Consider the following 15,064-nt stretch of genomic DNA (forward strand, 5'->3'; position numbering starts at 1 on the left):
CCGGCCGTGCCACGCCGCTCACGGCACCGCGTACACCGCCGCGCCGCCGGTGAGGCCGGCCCCCACCGCCGTCATCAGCACCCGTTCGCCGCGTGCGAGCGGGCGCGCCTCGGCACTGGCCGCCAGCGAGAACGGAATGGTGGCGGCGGAGGAATTGCCGAACTCGGCGATGGTGGACACCACGGTTTCCGGCGCCAGCCCCAGGCCCTTGCGCACCGCCTCGAAAATGCGGGTGTTGGCCTGGTGGGGCACGAAACGGGTGATGTCGGCCGCCCCCACTCCGGCCTCCGCCAGGGCGCGACGGGCGCCGTCCATCATCATCTCCACCGCCAGGGCGAACACGGCGCGCCCGTCCGGCATGGCCATCAGCAGGTCCTCGGCCGGCACATCCGGGCCATAGGGGCGGCGGCTGCCGCCGGCGGGAATGTGGATCAGGTCATACTGGGCGCCGTCGCCGCTGAGATGCGCGCCCAGGAGCCCTGCCGTTGGGTCGTCGGAGGGCACCAGCAGGGCCGCGCCGGCGGCATCCGCGAACAGCACCGCGCTCGACCGGTCGGCGGGATTGATGCGGCGGCTCAGAATGTTGGCCGCCACCACCAGCACCGGGCGGCCGCGCGCCCGCACGAAGCCGTCGGCCAGGGTGAGGGCATAGAGAAAGCCGGAGCAGGCCCCCGCCAGGTCCACCCCGCCGGCGCCCGTGAGCCCCAGGCGATGGGCCAGCAGCGGCGCCGAGGGCGGCAACAGGTGGTCCGGCGTGGAGGTCGCCAGCAGCAGCAACCCCACCTCGGCCGGCCCGATGCCGGCGGCGGCCAGCGCCTGCTCGGCGGCGGGCCGGGCGATGTCGGTGAGCGCTTCGCCAGGAGCGGCATAGCGGCGGGCGCGAATGCCGGTGCGCCGCTCGATCCAGCCGGGATCGAGCCCCATGGCAGCCTCCAGCTCGGCGTTCTCCACCCGCCGCGCCGGAGCATGGCGGCCGAGGCCGGCGATGCGGCTCGCCCGCGCGCCCCTCACTCGATCACCCCCGGCGCCTCGGCGATGGCGGCATAGACTTCGGCCAGGTCGTCACCCGTCACGCAATAGGGCGGCAGCACATAGATGGTGTTCCCCAGCGGGCGCACCAGCAGGCCGCGCGCCAGGAAGAAGGCCATGAGCCGGGGCGCCACCTGGGCCAGATAGCCGCCGTCGCCCACCTTCAGGTCGAGCGCGGTGATGGTGCCGCAGCGGCGCACGTTCTCGAACCGCCCGTCGTCGCGAAACGGCGCCAGCGCCGCATCCTGAAGCCGCGTGAGCGCGGCAATCCGCGCCGCCACCGGCTCCGTGCGCCACACCTCCACATTGGCGAGGCCCGCGGCGCAGGCGATGGGATTGGCGGTGTAGGAGGAGGAATGGAAGAAGGTGCGGGAGCGGTCGGTGGAGTAATGGGCGGCGAAGATCTCGTCGCGGCACAAGGTGGCGGCGAGCGGCAGGAAGCCGCCGGTGAGCCCCTTCGACAGGCACAGGATGTCCGGGCTGATACCGGCCTGTTCGCAGGCGAACAGGGTGCCGGTGCGGCCCCATCCGGTCATCACCTCGTCGGCGATGAACAGCACGCCATGAGCCTCGCAGATGCCCTTCATGGCCGCCAGCACCTCGGGGCAATACATCAGCATGCCGCCGGCGCCGAGCACCAGGGGCTCGACGATGAAGGCGGCCGGTGCTTCCGCGCACAGCGCCGCCAGCGCCGCCAGGGTCTCCTCCTGCCGCCCGGGATGGGGGAAGGGAATGCGCTTCACGTCGAACAGCAGCGGCGCGTAGGCGGCGTTGAACACCCCGCGCTCGCCCACCGACATGGTGCCGATGGTGTCGCCGTGATAGCTGCCCTCCATCACCACGACGGTGGAGCGCGGGCATCCCAAATTGCGCCAATAGCCAAGCGCCATCTTCAGCGCCACCTCGACGCAGGTGGAGCCGCTGTCGGAATAGAACACCCGGGAAAGCCCCTCCGGCGCCAGCTCCACCAGGGCGCGGGCCAGCGCCTCCGCCGGGGCGTGGGTGAAGCCGGCGAAGATGATCTGGTCCAGGGTGTCCGCCTGGGCCTTCACCGCCGCGACGATGGGGGCATAGCGGTGGCCGTGGGTCACCACCCACCAGGAGGAGATGGCATCGAGAATGCGCGTGCCGTCGGGCGTGAACAGGTACGCGCCCTCGCTCCGGGCGATGGGCGTCATGGTCGGCTGCAGCGCGTGCTGGGTGAAGGGATGCCAGACGGGCGAACCGGACGTGAAGGCGGCGGTCATTCTGATGGGGGTCCTTGGAGGAAGTCCTCGCGCCGGAAGCCGGCGGCGAAGGCGACGGCCAGGGTGCCGGCATCGAGCGGCGCGAGCGGCGGCAGCGTGCCGAGCACCGGCACCGCGCCGAGGCGGGCGATGATGCGGGCGTTCTCCGCATGCGGCGGGCCGATCAGCACCACGCCGCGCACGGGGACGGAGCGGCGGCGCAGGGCCTCCAGCGACAGCAGGGTGTGGTTGATCGTGCCGAGGCCCGACCGGGCGCACAGCACCACCGGCAGGCCCCAGCGGGCGAACACGTCGATGAACAGCAGGTCGTCGGCGAGCGGCACCATGAGCCCGCCGGCGCCCTCGATCACCAGCGGCCGGCCGGGATCGTCCGATGGCGGGGCGAGACGGGCGGGGTCGATGCGCACCCCGTCGATGGCGGCGGCGAGATGGGGCGAGGCCGGGGTGCGCAGCCGGTAGGCCTCCGCCAGCACGTCGCCGGGCGCGAGGCCGGCGAGGCGGGCCACCGCCTGGGTATCGGTCTCTTCCTCCAGGCCCGATTGCACCGGCTTCCAGTAGCGCGCGCCGAGAAAGGCGGCGAGCCCGGCGCTGAACACGGTCTTGCCGATGCCGGTATCGGTGCCGGTGACCACCAGGCGCGTCATGCCGCGCGGCTCCCCATTTCCACGGCCAGCGCATCCACCAGCGCCGTCACGTCCGCCGCGGTCACGTTGAGGGTGAGCGAGACGCGCAGCCGCGCCGTGCCCTCCGGCACCGTCGGCGGGCGCACCCCACGCACGTCGAAGCCCCTGGCCTGCAGGCCGGCGGCGAGCGCCATGGCGCGCCCGTTGTCGCCGACGATGACCGGCTGGATCTGCGAGCCGGAGGCAGGCGCACCGATGCGCGCCAGCTCGCGCCCCGCATGGGCCACCAGCGCCGCCAGCCGCTGGCGCCGCTCGGGCTCCGCCGCCACCACGCCCAGCGCCGCTTCCGCCGCCACCGCCATCAGCGGCGAGGGCGCGGTGGCGAAGATGAAGGGCCGCGCCCGGTTCACCAGGTAGTCGCACAGCACCCGGGCCCCGGCCAGCAGCGCGCCGGAGCCGCCCAGCGCCTTGCCGCAGGTGTGCAGCACCAGCACGTTCTCGCGCCCCTCGAACGCCGCCGCGAGGCCGCGCCCGTCCGGCCCGTAGACACCGGTGGCGTGGGCCTCGTCGATGAAGAGAAAGGCGTCGTGCGCATCGGCCAGCGCCATCAGCTCGGCCAGCGGCGCGATGTCGCCATCCATGCTGTAGAGGCTTTCGACCACGATCCACACCCGGCCGGTGCCGCCCTCGGCGCGGAAACGGCGGATTTCGGCCGCGAACGCCTCCACCTCGTTATGGCGGGCGGTGACCGCCAGCGCCCGGCCGGCGCGGGCGCCCTCGTGGGCGCTGGCGTGCACCAGCTCGTCCATGACCAGGAGGTCGCCCTTCTGCGGCAAGGTGGTGAGGGCGGCGAAATTGGCCACATAGCCGCCGCCGAAATAGAGTACCCGTTCCGCATGGAAGAAGGCGGCGGCGGCCGCCTCCAGGCGCTCGTGCTCCTCCGCATTGCCGCGCAGCAGGCGCGAGCCGCCCGCCCCCACCGGCGTGCCGGCGTCGAGGGCGCCGCGCACCGCCTCGGCGAGCCGGCCGGAGGCGGCAAGGCCCAGATAATCGTTCGAGGCGAAGTCGCGCCCGGCGCGGGGCGCGAGGGTGCGCAGGCGGTCCTTGCGTTCGAGCCCGCGCAGGGTCGCGGCATAGCGTTCCAGCAGCGCGGAACCGCCGGCTGCGCTCATTCCGCCGCCGCCATCGCCGCGCAGGGCGCCTCGACCTCGACGGTTTCCACCTCCACCTTCAGCTCCATGGGATGGATGCCCAGGCGCTGGAACAGCACCGCATCCTTGTCCTCCTCCGGATTGCCGGCGGTGAGCAGAGTCTCGCCCACGAAGATGGAGTTGGCGCCGGCGAAGAAGCACATGGCCTGCATCTCGTCGCTCATCTCGGTGCGGCCGGCGGACAGGCGCACATGGGAGGTGGGCATGAGGATGCGGGCGAGGGCGATGGTGCGCACGAAATCGATGGGGTCCACCTTCGGCGCGTTCTCGAGCGGGGTGCCGGGAATGGCGATCAGCATGTTGATGGGCACGCTGTCCGGCGGCTCGGGCAGGTTGGCGAGGGTCACCAGCATGTCCACCCGGTCCTCCTCGCGCTCGCCGAGGCCGAGGATGCCGCCCGAGCACACCTTGATGCCGGCTTCGCGCACATTGTCCAGCGTCTCCAGCCGGTCGGCGAAGGTGCGGGTGGTGATGACGTTGGCGTAGTGGGCTTCCGAGGTATCGATGTTGTGGTTGTAATAGTCGAGGCCGGCCGCCTTCAGCCGGCCGGCCTGGTCGGGGCTGAGCATGCCCAGCGTCATGCATGTTTCCATGCCGAGGGCCTTCACCCCCTCCACCATGGCCACCACGAAGCCCATGTCGCGCTCCTTGGGGCTGCGCCAGGCGGCGCCCATGCAATAACGGGTGGCGCCGGCGTCGCGGGCCTTCTTCGCCTCGGCGAGCACCCGCTCGACCTCCATCAGCTTGGAGGCGGACAGCTCGGCGTCGTTGCGGGCGGACTGGCTGCAATAGCCGCAATCCTCCGGGCAGCCGCCGGTCTTGATGGACAGAAGGCGGCTCAACTGCACCGCATTGGGGTCGAAATGGGCGCGGTGGACGCTCTGAGCCTGGAACAGGAGGTCGTTGAACGGCGCGCGATAGAGGGCAAGCGCCTCGTCCCGGGTCCAGCTCCGGCGCGAAGCCTCAGCCCTGGAAGCCACCCCGTCCTCGATTGTCACGGCGACCGACATGTCCACTCCCGCACGTTTCTCAAGCCCTGCCCCGGCGCGGATGCGTCCATCCGGCGCGGGAAGGGCGGACCTTAGCCAATGACGGCCGCTCAGGGAATAGGCAGATGCCGGCGCGAATCCTTAACAGTTCCCCCTTTGTCCGCGCCGCGGCATGGGTTACCAATGGAGCGACCCGGGATCGCCGCCACATGAACGCCATCACCTCGCTCAAGTCGTTCTTCATCGACCGCGTCGCCGCCCTCGGCGCGCCGCTCTATGCCAACGCCGGGCAGATCGCCCTGCCCGCCGACGATCCCCACGACGAGATCGCCGACCACGCGCGCGAGCACGACCCCGCCGAGGGCCAGTCCTTCGTCATCGACTATGTGGACCACGCCGGCCACGTCAGCCATCGCCGCATCTCGGTGTGGGCGATCCAGCGCAATGTGGAGGGCATCCCCATCCTCGTCGCCAAATGCCACGAGCGGCAGGCCGCCCGCGCCTTCCGGGTGGACCGCATCCGCGCCGTCACCGATTTCGACGGCACCCGGCGCGAACCGCTCAGCCGCTTTTTCTTCGAGACCTTCGGCTTCACCTGGCCCAGGGACGCCATCATCGTGCCCGGCGAGGACCCCTCCGAAGCCCGCTGGGACCGCATCCGCACCCTCATCAACCGCTCCGGCGTGGTGCTGCTGCTGGCCCTCGCCCTGGCGGACGGCGAGCTGGGCGCGGCCGAGACCGAGGAAATCCGGTTCTTCTGCGAGACCGCCTGCGGCCGCGCCGGCCTCGACCTGACCGGTGCCGAGCGCGAGCGGCTCGCCGCCTATCTCGGCCGCCTGCGCCCCACGGCGGAGAGCGTCGACGCCGCCCTCGACGTGCTCATGGAGGCGGAACGGCCCGCCATCGCCGACCTGCTGAAAGCCGGCCTCAAGGTGATCGCCGCCGACGGCGTGCTCAAGGACGACGAGGCGATGATGCTCGACAGCTTCTGCATCACCCTCACCGGCCAAAGCCTGCTTTAGGCCGTGTCGCCGGTGGGGCGGTCCTGGCACCGGCGTGCGGCGTGCGGCACCAAATGGCTGCGCCCGCGTTGTCCTCCCGGATGCCACGAGAGAGGACCCCCGCATGAGCCTCACCGATCCGCGCCCGCTGGCGCTGGCCGTTCTCCTGCTGGCCGCGGTGCCGGCCCCGGCGGCGACCGGCACCGCGCCCGGCGCCGGGCCGAGCGCGCCGGCCGATCTGCTGCCACCCCCCGGCGCGGCGGCGCCGCCGCCAGCCGAGCCGACCCCCGAGGCCCGGCGGGCGGAGGCCTGCAAGGCCCATGCGCTGGCGCGCCTGAAGACCCGCTCGCCGGCCATCGCCGACATCTTCATCGACATGGACGGGCTGACCGTGGCCGCCGCCGACATGAAGGTGGGCGGAGCCCACATCACCTCCGTGCTCATGGGCGAGGCCTATATCCAGCGCGACCGCAGCGACAAGGTGCATCGCTTCCTCTGCCTGACCGGCACCGACGACACGGTGCTGCTGACCTTCTTCACCGAGCAGTGAGACCGGCCGGCCACGGGGGGGGAAACGCCGATGACGACCAAGGTGGGGCAACCGGAAGGCATTGACGGGGCCACGCCGGCTCGCCTAGTTTGCGGCCAGACGGTATTCCTCCCAGAGGAATCAAGAGGGAATGCGGTGCGGGCGCCTGGCGCGCCCCATGCCGCGGCTGCCCCCGCAACTGTAAGCGGCGAGTCCCTCGCCAATCGCCACTGGGCACTCGGGGCCTGGGAAGGCGGCGAAGGACAAGGACCCGCGAGCCAGGAGACCTGCCGTCGAACCGTGGTCACACGCGGGCTCATCGGGCGGGGTGTTCCGGTGGCGGGATGATTTGCGGGAACGGCCTTCGCGCCGGTGACGTGGAAGATCCCTCGTTCGCGGTGACGTGCCACAGGCGTCCCGCCCGAGGTCCGCATGCCATTCGCTTTGCCGTCCACCCGTCGCCCCCGCGTTCCGCTCTCCCTTTCGGCCAGCCTCCTGGCCCTGCTCGCCGCGGCTCCCGCCCTGGCCCAGACCGCCCAGCCGCCGGCGGCGCAGGCCGCCCCGGCCGCCGACGCCAGCCAGATCGACCTGCCAGACGTGGTGGTGAGCGCCACGCTCACGCCCCTGCCGGAGAAGGAGGTGGCCAGCTCCGTCACCGTCATCACCGCCACGGAGCTTGAGGAGACCCAGCGGCGCAGCGTGCCCGAGGCGCTCGAATCGGCGCCCGGCCTCAATGTGGTGCAGACCGGCGGGCCCGGCGGCACCACCGCGATCTTCATGCGCGGCACCAACGCCAACCACACCAAGATCCTGCTGGACGGCATCGACCTGGGCGATCCCTCCGCCGCCGCCGGCGCCTTCAACCTCGGCACCCTCTACACCAACGACTTCGCCCGCATGGAGGTGCTGCGCGGCCCGCAAAGCGGCCTCTACGGCTCCGACGCCATCGGCGGCGTGGTGTCCATGACCACCGCCCGCGGCGAGGGCCCGGCCAAGGCGTCCGGCTATGTGGAGGCCGGCGCGCTCGGCACCTTCAACCAGGTCGCCAGCCTCTCCGGTGGCTTCAACGCCATCGGTTATGCCCTCAATGTCGGCCATTTCGCCTCGACGTCGATCCCGGTGACGCCGGCCGACATCGTGCCGTTCGGCAGCCCGGTCAACGCCAATGCCAGCGACAACTGGACCTATTCCGGCCGCCTCGACATCGACCTGAGCGACAGCTTCACCTTGAACCTGGTGGGCCGCTACATCGAGACGAGGCTCGCCTACACCTCCGACCTCTACGACTACGCCACCTTCACCGGCTATCCGGCGCCGCTGCAGGACACCGCCTATGGCCAGTATTTCATCGGCAAGGCCGAGGGTCTCTGGCGGGCGCTCGACGACCGGCTGGTGAGCACCTTCGGCGTGTCCGCCATCGACTACAGCAACGACAACGCCAGTCCCTACCCCTCCTATGTCAGCGCCTATGACGGCGACCGGCAGACCTATTACTGGCGCTCCAACTACACCTTCCTGCCCGGCCAAAGCGTCATGCTCGGGCTGGAGCGCTACAACGAGGGCATGACCAGCTCGTCCGCATGGTCATCCATGGACGCCACCACCGGAGACACCGCAGGCTACCTGCAGCTCCAGTCGGCGCTGGGCGAGCGCTTCTTCATGGCCGCCAACGTGCGCTATGACAGCAATGACGATTTCGGCGACCACACCACCTGGCGCCTCGCCCCCGCGCTGCTGTTCCCGGAAACCGGCACCAAGCTGAAGGCCACCTACGGCACCGCCTTCAAGGCGCCGACCCTCTACCAGCTCTACGCGCCCCTCTACGGCAACCCCGACCTGCAGCCGGAGGAGAGCGACGGGTGGGACGCCGGCTTCGAGCAGACCTTGTGGAACGAACGCGTCGGCTTCGGCGCCACCTATTTCCACAATGACATCACCAACCTGATCGTCACCACCTACAACGCCGCCAGCTTCACCTACAATTACGAGAACCTGTCGAGCGCCACCAGCCAGGGCGTCGAGGCCTTCCTGGCGGTGAAGCTCACCGACCGGCTGTCGGTGCGCACCGACTACACCTACACCAGCACCATCGGCTATTTCCCGGCGGGGGCCTCGTTCGGCGTGAGCTGCGAGCCGCGTGACGCCACGTCCTGCTATCCCCTGCGCCGGCCCAACAACAAGGTCTCGGTGGCGGTCAACTGGCAGCCGGTGGACCCGCTCACCCTCACCGCAACGCTGGTCTATCTCTCCGACTGGTGGGACGTGGACCGCACCACCTTCGCCGTGGTGCGCCAGCCCGGCTACACCATCTTCAACGTGGCCGCGAACTACACCGTCAACAGCAACGTCATGGTGTTCGGGCGCATCGACAACCTGTTCGACGAAACCTATGAAAACCCCAATGGCTGGCTGGCGCCGGGGTTCGGCGCCTATGCCGGCCTGAAGCTGACCTACTGAGGCCCCACGCCGTGACGCGCGCCCCCGCCCCGAAGCCCGCCGCCCCTGCCCGGGACCGGGGACGGGCGCGCGCCCGCCTTGCCGCCACGCTGCTGCTGGCGGCAAGCGCTTGGCCGGCCGCCGCCGCGGAGGCGGAGCGGACCGCTCCGCAGAGGGAACAGGGCGCCGGGCCGGTGGCGCGGGCCACCCCGCCCCGGCGCATCGTCTCGCTCAACCTGTGCGCCGACGAGCTGGTGCTGCGGCTCGCGCCAAAAGGCGCGGTCGTTTCGGTCACCACCCTGGCCGGCGACCCGGTGAGCTCCACCGTCGTCGATCTCGCCGCCGGCCTTCCCACCAACCGCGGCCTGGCGGAAGAAGTGGTGCCGCTGGCGCCGGATCTCGTCATCGCCGGCGCCTTCACCACCCGCAACACCGTGAGCCTGCTCCAGCGCTTCGGCATCGAGGTGATGGAAATGACCATTCCCAACAGCCTGGACGAGGCCTATGCGCAGATCCGCGCCATCGCCGAGCGCCTCGGTGTGCCGGAAAAGGGCGAGGCCATGCTGCGCGAGATCGAGGCCGCCATCGCCGCCGCCCCGCCGCCCCCCGGCCCGCGGCCGCGGGCGGTGGTGATGCGCCCCAACGGCTTCACCGTGGGGCGCGACAGCCTGCCCGACGATTTGATGCGCCGCGCCGGGCTCGACAACATGGCGGCGCGCCTGTCCCCGGACAAGCTTGGCCAGCTGTCGCTGGAGGAGATCATCACCGCCCGCCCCGACGTGCTGGTGGTGGACGACGAACCGGATGCCCCGCCCTCCCTCGCCCGCGAGCTCATGCGCCATCCCGCCGTGGCCGAGGCCGTGGCAGGCGGCCACATCGCCCCCATGCCGCTGCGGCTGTGGGCCTGTGTCGGGCCGCAGCTCGCCGAGGCCTTCGCGCGCCTGTCGGCCGCCGCCCGCGCCGCCGCTGGCGACGCCGTCGCCACCGCGCCGGCCATGACCCGGACCCGCTGATGGCGCGCGCCCTCGCCGCGCGCGGCACCCCGCCCGTGCCCTGGCTGGTGGGGCTGCTGGCCGCCCTCACCCTGGTGCTGTTCGCCCTGTCCCTCGCCATCGGCTATGCCCCCATCGACTGGAACGCGGCAGTGGACGACATCGTGGCCGGCCGGCGCGGGCTCGACGCCCTGGTGCTGGTGGAGCTGCGCCTGCCGCGGGCCCTGCTCGGCGTCCTGGTGGGCTTCAGCCTGGGCCTCACCGGCGCCGCGCTGCAGGGGCTGATGCGCAATCCGCTGGCCGACCCGGGCGTGGTGGGGGTTTCGGGCGCGGCGGCGCTGGGAGCGGTCACCGCATTCTATTTCGGGGCGGCAGCCCTGCTGTCCCTGGCGCTGCCGCTCGGTGGCCTCGTCGGCGCCGGCCTGGCCACCACGATGCTGCTGCTGCTGGCCCGGCGCGGCGCCTCCACCACGGCGCTGATCCTGGCCGGCGTCGCCCTCAACAGCCTGGCCGGGGCGCTGACCGCGCTGGCGCTCAACCTGTCGCCCAGCCCCTACGCGACGCTGGAAATCGTGTTCTGGCTCATGGGCTCGCTGGCCGACCGCAGCCTGCAGCACGTCGCGCTGGCGGTGCCGTTCATCGTCGTCGGCGCGGCGCTGGTGCTTGCCACCGGGCGCGGGCTCGATGCCCTCACACTCGGGGAGGAAACGGCGGAGAGCCTGGGCTTCTCGCTGCCCCGGCTGCGGCTCGCCGTCATCGCCGGAACCGCGGCCATGGTGGGGGCCTCGGTGGCGGTGTCGGGCGCCATCGGCTTCGTCGGGCTGGTGGTGCCGCACCTGCTGCGGCCCCTGGTGGGCCACCGGCCGGGCCGCCTGCTGCTGGTGAGCGCGCTGGCGGGCGCCGCCCTCACCCTCGGCGCCGACGTGCTGGTGCGCCTCATCCCCACCCGGCCCGAGCTGAAGCTGGGGGTGGTGACGGCCCTCATCGGCGCCCCCTTCTTCCTGCTGCTGCTGCGCCGGCTGGGCGGCGAGGCCGAATGATGCAACCAGGGCTGACCCTCGCCGCCACCGGCCTGCGCGTGACGCGCGGCGCGCGCACCGTGCTCCACGACGTGGACCTCACCGCCCGCCCCGGCGAGTTGCTGGGGCTGCTCGGGCCCAATGGCGCCGGCAAGACCACCCTGCTGCGGGTGCTCGCCCACCTCCAGGACACCGCCGCCGGACAGGTGCTCTACGATGGCACGGCGGCCGCGACGCTGGGGCGGCGGGCGCTCGGGCGCACCCTGGCCTACCTCGCCCAGGGCGGACGCATCCACTGGCCCATGCCGGTGGAGCAGGTGGTGATGCTGGGGCGCCTGCCGCACGACGCCAGCCCGGCGGCGGACGCGGCGGCGGTGGCGCGCGCCATGGCCGCCGCCGACGTGAGCGCCTTCGCCGCCCGCCCGGCCGGCAGCCTCTCCGGCGGCGAGAAAATGCGGGTGCTGCTGGCCCGCGCGCTGGCGGTGGAGGGGCGGGCGCTGCTCGCCGACGAACCGGTGGCTGCGCTCGATCCCTATCACCAGCTGCATGTGATGGATGTGCTGCGCCAACAGGCGCGGGCCGGGCTCACCGTGGTGGTGGTGCTGCACGACCTGACCCTGGCGACCCGCTTCTGCGACCGCGTCGCGCTGCTGCGCGACGGCCGCCTGATCGCCTGCGGCAGCCCCGGCGAGGTGATGACGCCGGAGCGGCTGGAGGCGGCCTATGGGGTGCATGTGGAAAGCGGCGAGCGCCACGGCGAGCGCTTCATCCTGCCCTGGTCGCGTCGCGCGCCGACGGCTTGAGCGGGACCCGTTGCTTGAGCGGCCGCCGCGCGCCGGAACGGGCCGCCCGCACGGGCCGCCCGCCGCCGGGGGCGCTCAGTGCGCCATCAGCACCGGCACGGTCATGGAAGCGAGGATGTCGCGGGTGACGCCGCCCAGCACCATCTCCTTCAGGCGCGAGTGGCCGTAGCCGCCCATCACCACCAGGTCGGCGCCCTGGTCGGACACCTCGTTGAGGATGGCGGCGGAGATGGAATCGCCGCTGGACACCGGCAGGCGGCGCACCTGGGCGTCGAGATTGTGGCGGGCGAGATGGCGCGCCACCTCCAGCCCCTCCTCGTCCACCTCCTCGCTGCCGGCGCTGACCACGCGGAACACTTCCACCACCTTGGTGCGATGCAGCAGCGGCAGAGCCTCCGCCAGGGCGCGGGCGGACGCGCGGCTACCGTCCCAGGCGATCACGGCGCGCTCGGCGGTGAACGGCTTCTTTTCCTGGATATAGGGCACCACCAGCACCGCGCGGCCGGAATCGAGCAGCACGGTTTCCGCCAGCACCTCTTCCGGACCCGGCTTGTCGGGGTCGGGCTGCGCCACCACGGTCAGGTCGAACAGGCGGGCCATGCGGGCAAAGCCGTTGGCGGCAACGCCAAGCGAGGCGGACAGGGTGCGGATCTCATGGGGAATGCCGGATGCCCGGGCAAGCGCCTCCAGCCGGGCGGCCGCCTTTTCGGCCGACGACTGGTTCTCCAGAATCTGCGCATCGATGAAATCGGTGGGCAAGGCGCCCATGTAGAAGGGCGGCACGTCGATCTCGTACGCCACCGACAGGCCGGTGAGGTGCGCGCCGAACTCCACCGCGAGGCTGGCCGCGTAGTCGGCCGCCACGTCGCGTTCAACGCCCTGCGCCAGATTGACCAAAATGTCGCGAATCATGACCGAAGGCCCTCATTCAGCCGTTTGAGCGTCGCGACCTTACCCTAAACTCGCCCAAAGTCTCGGGTCTTGATGTCGCTCAAACGTGGAGCCTTCCCGCCACGGCCGCCGGCCTCTCCAGGGCGGCGCCGCCCCTTCCCGCCGGAAGCGGCGGCGCGGCCGTCTCTGGGGGAAAGACGGCCGCGCCATGGCACGGTCTTGTTGGGGGGCGCGACCGCGCTGCAGAGGAAACGCCCGGTGGGAAGACAGGTTCCCCCGCTCATGCGAAAAAATTCATACCCATCTCCGGTCGCCGGAATTAGACCTCCTCATCCCGTCGCGTCCGCCGACCCTGGCCGAGCCATGACACCAGACCTCAGCATCGTCGTCCCCGTGTACAACGAGGCCGCCGGCCTCCCCGTCTTCCACGAGCGGCTCTGCCGCCACGCCCTCGCCGAGGCCGAGGCCCGCGGCCTCAGGATGGAGATCGTCTATGTGGACGACGGCAGCCGCGACGGCTCCGCCGCGCTGGCCGCCACCCTGCCGCAGCTCGGGCTCGACGTGCAGGTGGTGGCGCTGTCGCGCAACTTCGGCAAGGAAGCAGCCCTCATGGCCGGGCTCGACCATGCCCGCGGCGACGCGCTGCTGTTCATGGACGGCGACGGCCAGCACCCGCCGGAGATGATCCCCACCTTCCTGCGGCTGTGGAAGGACGAGGGCTACGATGTCGCCTACGCGGTGAAATCCAACCGCCTGGACGAGCCGCTGGCCCGCCGCAGCTTCGTGCGCGGCTTCTACTGGCTCCTGAACTACGGCGCCGCCAGCGCGATCCCCGAGGATGCCGCCGACTTCCGCATCCTGTCCGCCCGCGCCACCGCCGCGCTGCGCCGGATGCCGGAGCGCAACCGCTTCTTCAAGGGCCTGTCGAGCTGGGTGGGCTTCCGCCAGGTGGCGGTGCCCTACCAGCCGGACGCCCGCACCCACGGCACCACCTCGTTCAACTTCCTGGGCCTGCTCGGCCTGTCCATGGAGGCCCTGACCTCGTTTTCGCCGGCACCGCTGCGGCTGGCGGCGCTCTCGGGGGCGGCGCTGGCGGGCCTCGCCCTGTTCTATGGCGCGTGGATCGTGGTGGAGCGGCTCATCTGGGGCATCCCGCTGCCGGGCTACCCGTCGCTGGTGGTGGGCATCATGGTGATGGGCGGCGCCCAATTGCTGGTGATGGGGCTGATGGGGGAGTACATCGCCCGCATCCTCTCCGAGATCAAAGCCCGACCGGTCTATTTCGTGGCCGAGCACGTGCTCAATCCCGCCGAGCCCCATGGCGTGCCTCACGACATGCCCCACGGCGCAGCCCCGGAACCAGCCCCGGAATCAGCCCCGGAACCAGCCCATGGCGCATCGTTCGGGGGGCAGGCGCCGGGGCGCGCGGCCACCGCGGACGCCGTCTCGGTGGCGAGGGCCCGGCCGTGAAGCACGTGACCCTGTGCGCCGACGACTACGCCATCGCCCCCGGCGTCTCGGCCGCCATCCGGCGGCTGATCGCGGACCAGCGCCTCAACGCCACCTCGGTGATGGCGGTGTTCTCCGGCCTCGGGCAGGAAGCCCGCGCGCTCGACGCGGTGGCGGCCGGCCGGCAGGTGAGCATCGGCCTGCATCTCACCCTCACCGGCGGCACCGCCCCGCTGACCCCCTGGAACGACGGCGCCAACATGCCGCCGCTGCGCCAGCTGGTGCTGAGGGCCTGCACCGGCCGGCTCGACACCGCCGCCGTCGCCGCCGAGATCGACGCCCAGTTCCTGGCGTTCGCGCGCGCCTTCGGCCGCCCGCCGGACCATGTGGACGGGCACCAGCACGTGCATGTGCTGCCCGGCATCCGCGCCGCCGTGCTCAAGGCCACCCGCCGCCATGCCCCCAACGCCTGGCTGCGCGACGTGTGCCCGGCGCCGGCGGCCCTGGTGGGGCTCGACCTCAAGGGGCGGCTGATCGGCGCTTTCGGCCACGGCTTCGCCCGCGATGCCGCCCGGCTCGGCCTGGCCACCAATACCGGCTTCGCCGGCGCCTACGACTTCGGCGCCGACCACGATTTTGCGCCCCTGCTCGCCCACTTCCTGAAGGGCGTGCCCGACGGCGCGGTGGTGATGGTCCATCCCGGCCATGTGGACGATCCCCTGACCGCCCGCGATCCCCTCACCCACCAGCGGGAAGTGGAATTCGAGGTGCTGCACGGGCCGGCGCTGCCGGACATCCTCGAGGCAGCCGGCGTCCGCCTGTTCTGACCCGGCGCCGGGGCGGCC

The 15,064-nt window shown here is 71.9% G+C and carries 14 protein-coding genes and 1 riboswitch; of the genes, 8 read left to right on the top strand and 6 right to left on the bottom strand.

Annotated elements, in window-relative coordinates; all coding sequences use genetic code 11:
* Window positions 1-18: 18 nt before the first annotated feature.
* Genes V5F53_RS12665 through bioB form a run of 5 tightly spaced genes read right to left on the bottom strand, consistent with a single transcriptional unit; the run spans window position 19 to window position 5,120 of the window.
* Entirely contained in the window at window positions 19-1,011 is a 993-nt protein-coding gene (locus V5F53_RS12665) for a beta-ketoacyl-ACP synthase III (protein ID WP_393997794.1), read from the bottom strand.
* Window positions 1,008-2,276 (bottom strand): adenosylmethionine--8-amino-7-oxononanoate transaminase, encoded by a 1,269-nt coding sequence (locus tag V5F53_RS12670; protein WP_393997795.1) that lies wholly within the window; start codon window positions 2,274-2,276, stop codon window positions 1,008-1,010. The genes V5F53_RS12665 and V5F53_RS12670 overlap by 4 nt, the downstream gene beginning before the upstream one ends.
* Window positions 2,273-2,920 carry a dethiobiotin synthase gene (bioD, locus tag V5F53_RS12675; RefSeq protein WP_393997796.1) on the bottom strand — a complete coding sequence of 216 codons (648 nt, stop codon included), beginning with the start codon at window positions 2,918-2,920 and terminating at the stop codon, window positions 2,273-2,275. Before bioD ends, V5F53_RS12670 begins: the two co-directional genes overlap by 4 nt.
* Entirely contained in the window at window positions 2,917-4,071 is a 1,155-nt protein-coding gene (locus tag V5F53_RS12680) for an 8-amino-7-oxononanoate synthase (protein ID WP_393997797.1), read from the bottom strand. The genes bioD and V5F53_RS12680 overlap by 4 nt, the downstream gene beginning before the upstream one ends.
* Entirely contained in the window at window positions 4,068-5,120 is a 1,053-nt protein-coding gene (bioB, locus tag V5F53_RS12685; RefSeq protein WP_393997798.1) for a biotin synthase BioB, read from the bottom strand. Before bioB ends, V5F53_RS12680 begins: the two co-directional genes overlap by 4 nt.
* Window positions 5,121-5,308: 188 nt before the next feature.
* Here bioB and V5F53_RS12690 point away from each other — a divergent pair, with 188 nt between their 5' ends.
* The 6 genes from V5F53_RS12690 to V5F53_RS12715 all read left to right on the top strand — a co-directional run bounded on the left by V5F53_RS12690 (window position 5,309) and on the right by V5F53_RS12715 (window position 11,879).
* Entirely contained in the window at window positions 5,309-6,121 is an 813-nt protein-coding gene (locus V5F53_RS12690; protein WP_393997799.1) for a WYL domain-containing protein, read from the top strand.
* 103 nt (window positions 6,122-6,224) lie between these two features.
* A complete protein-coding gene (locus V5F53_RS12695) occupies window positions 6,225-6,650 on the top strand; it encodes a hypothetical protein (RefSeq protein ID WP_509212336.1) in 426 nt (141 codons plus the stop codon).
* Window positions 6,651-6,733: 83 nt separating this feature from the next.
* Window positions 6,734-6,938: riboswitch (cobalamin riboswitch) on the top strand.
* Window positions 6,939-7,061: 123 nt separating this feature from the next.
* Window positions 7,062-9,086, top strand: a complete 2,025-nt coding sequence (locus tag V5F53_RS12700) for a TonB-dependent receptor plug domain-containing protein (RefSeq protein WP_393997980.1) — start codon at window positions 7,062-7,064, stop codon at window positions 9,084-9,086.
* Window positions 9,087-9,097: 11 nt separating this feature from the next.
* Window positions 9,098-10,078 (top strand): ABC transporter substrate-binding protein, encoded by a 981-nt coding sequence (locus V5F53_RS12705; RefSeq protein ID WP_393997979.1) that lies wholly within the window; start codon window positions 9,098-9,100, stop codon window positions 10,076-10,078.
* Window positions 10,078-11,097, top strand: coding sequence for a FecCD family ABC transporter permease (locus V5F53_RS12710; protein ID WP_393997978.1), 1,020 nt, complete (start codon window positions 10,078-10,080; stop codon window positions 11,095-11,097). The genes V5F53_RS12705 and V5F53_RS12710 overlap by 1 nt, the downstream gene beginning before the upstream one ends.
* A gap of 11 nt (window positions 11,098-11,108) precedes the next feature.
* Window positions 11,109-11,879, top strand: coding sequence for an ABC transporter ATP-binding protein (locus tag V5F53_RS12715; protein WP_393997983.1), 771 nt, complete (start codon window positions 11,109-11,111; stop codon window positions 11,877-11,879).
* Window positions 11,880-11,954: 75 nt separating this feature from the next.
* On the opposite strand, the gene V5F53_RS12720 is transcribed toward V5F53_RS12715, so the two are convergent.
* Window positions 11,955-12,791: a universal stress protein gene (locus V5F53_RS12720; protein ID WP_393997977.1), complete on the bottom strand. Its 837-nt coding sequence runs from the start codon at window positions 12,789-12,791 to the stop codon at window positions 11,955-11,957.
* 342 nt (window positions 12,792-13,133) lie between these two features.
* On the opposite strand from V5F53_RS12720, the gene V5F53_RS12725 reads away from it, so the two are divergent.
* Complete coding sequence (locus V5F53_RS12725; protein ID WP_393997976.1) at window positions 13,134-14,240, top strand: glycosyltransferase family 2 protein; 1,107 nt, start codon at window positions 13,134-13,136, stop codon at window positions 14,238-14,240.
* Window positions 14,237-15,046, top strand: coding sequence for a ChbG/HpnK family deacetylase (locus tag V5F53_RS12730; RefSeq protein WP_393997975.1), 810 nt, complete (start codon window positions 14,237-14,239; stop codon window positions 15,044-15,046). The genes V5F53_RS12725 and V5F53_RS12730 overlap by 4 nt, the downstream gene beginning before the upstream one ends.
* Window positions 15,047-15,064 lie beyond the last annotated feature (18 nt).

The organism is Xanthobacter cornucopiae, assembly GCF_043195065.2.
Classification (GTDB): Bacteria; Pseudomonadota; Alphaproteobacteria; order Rhizobiales; family Xanthobacteraceae; genus Xanthobacter.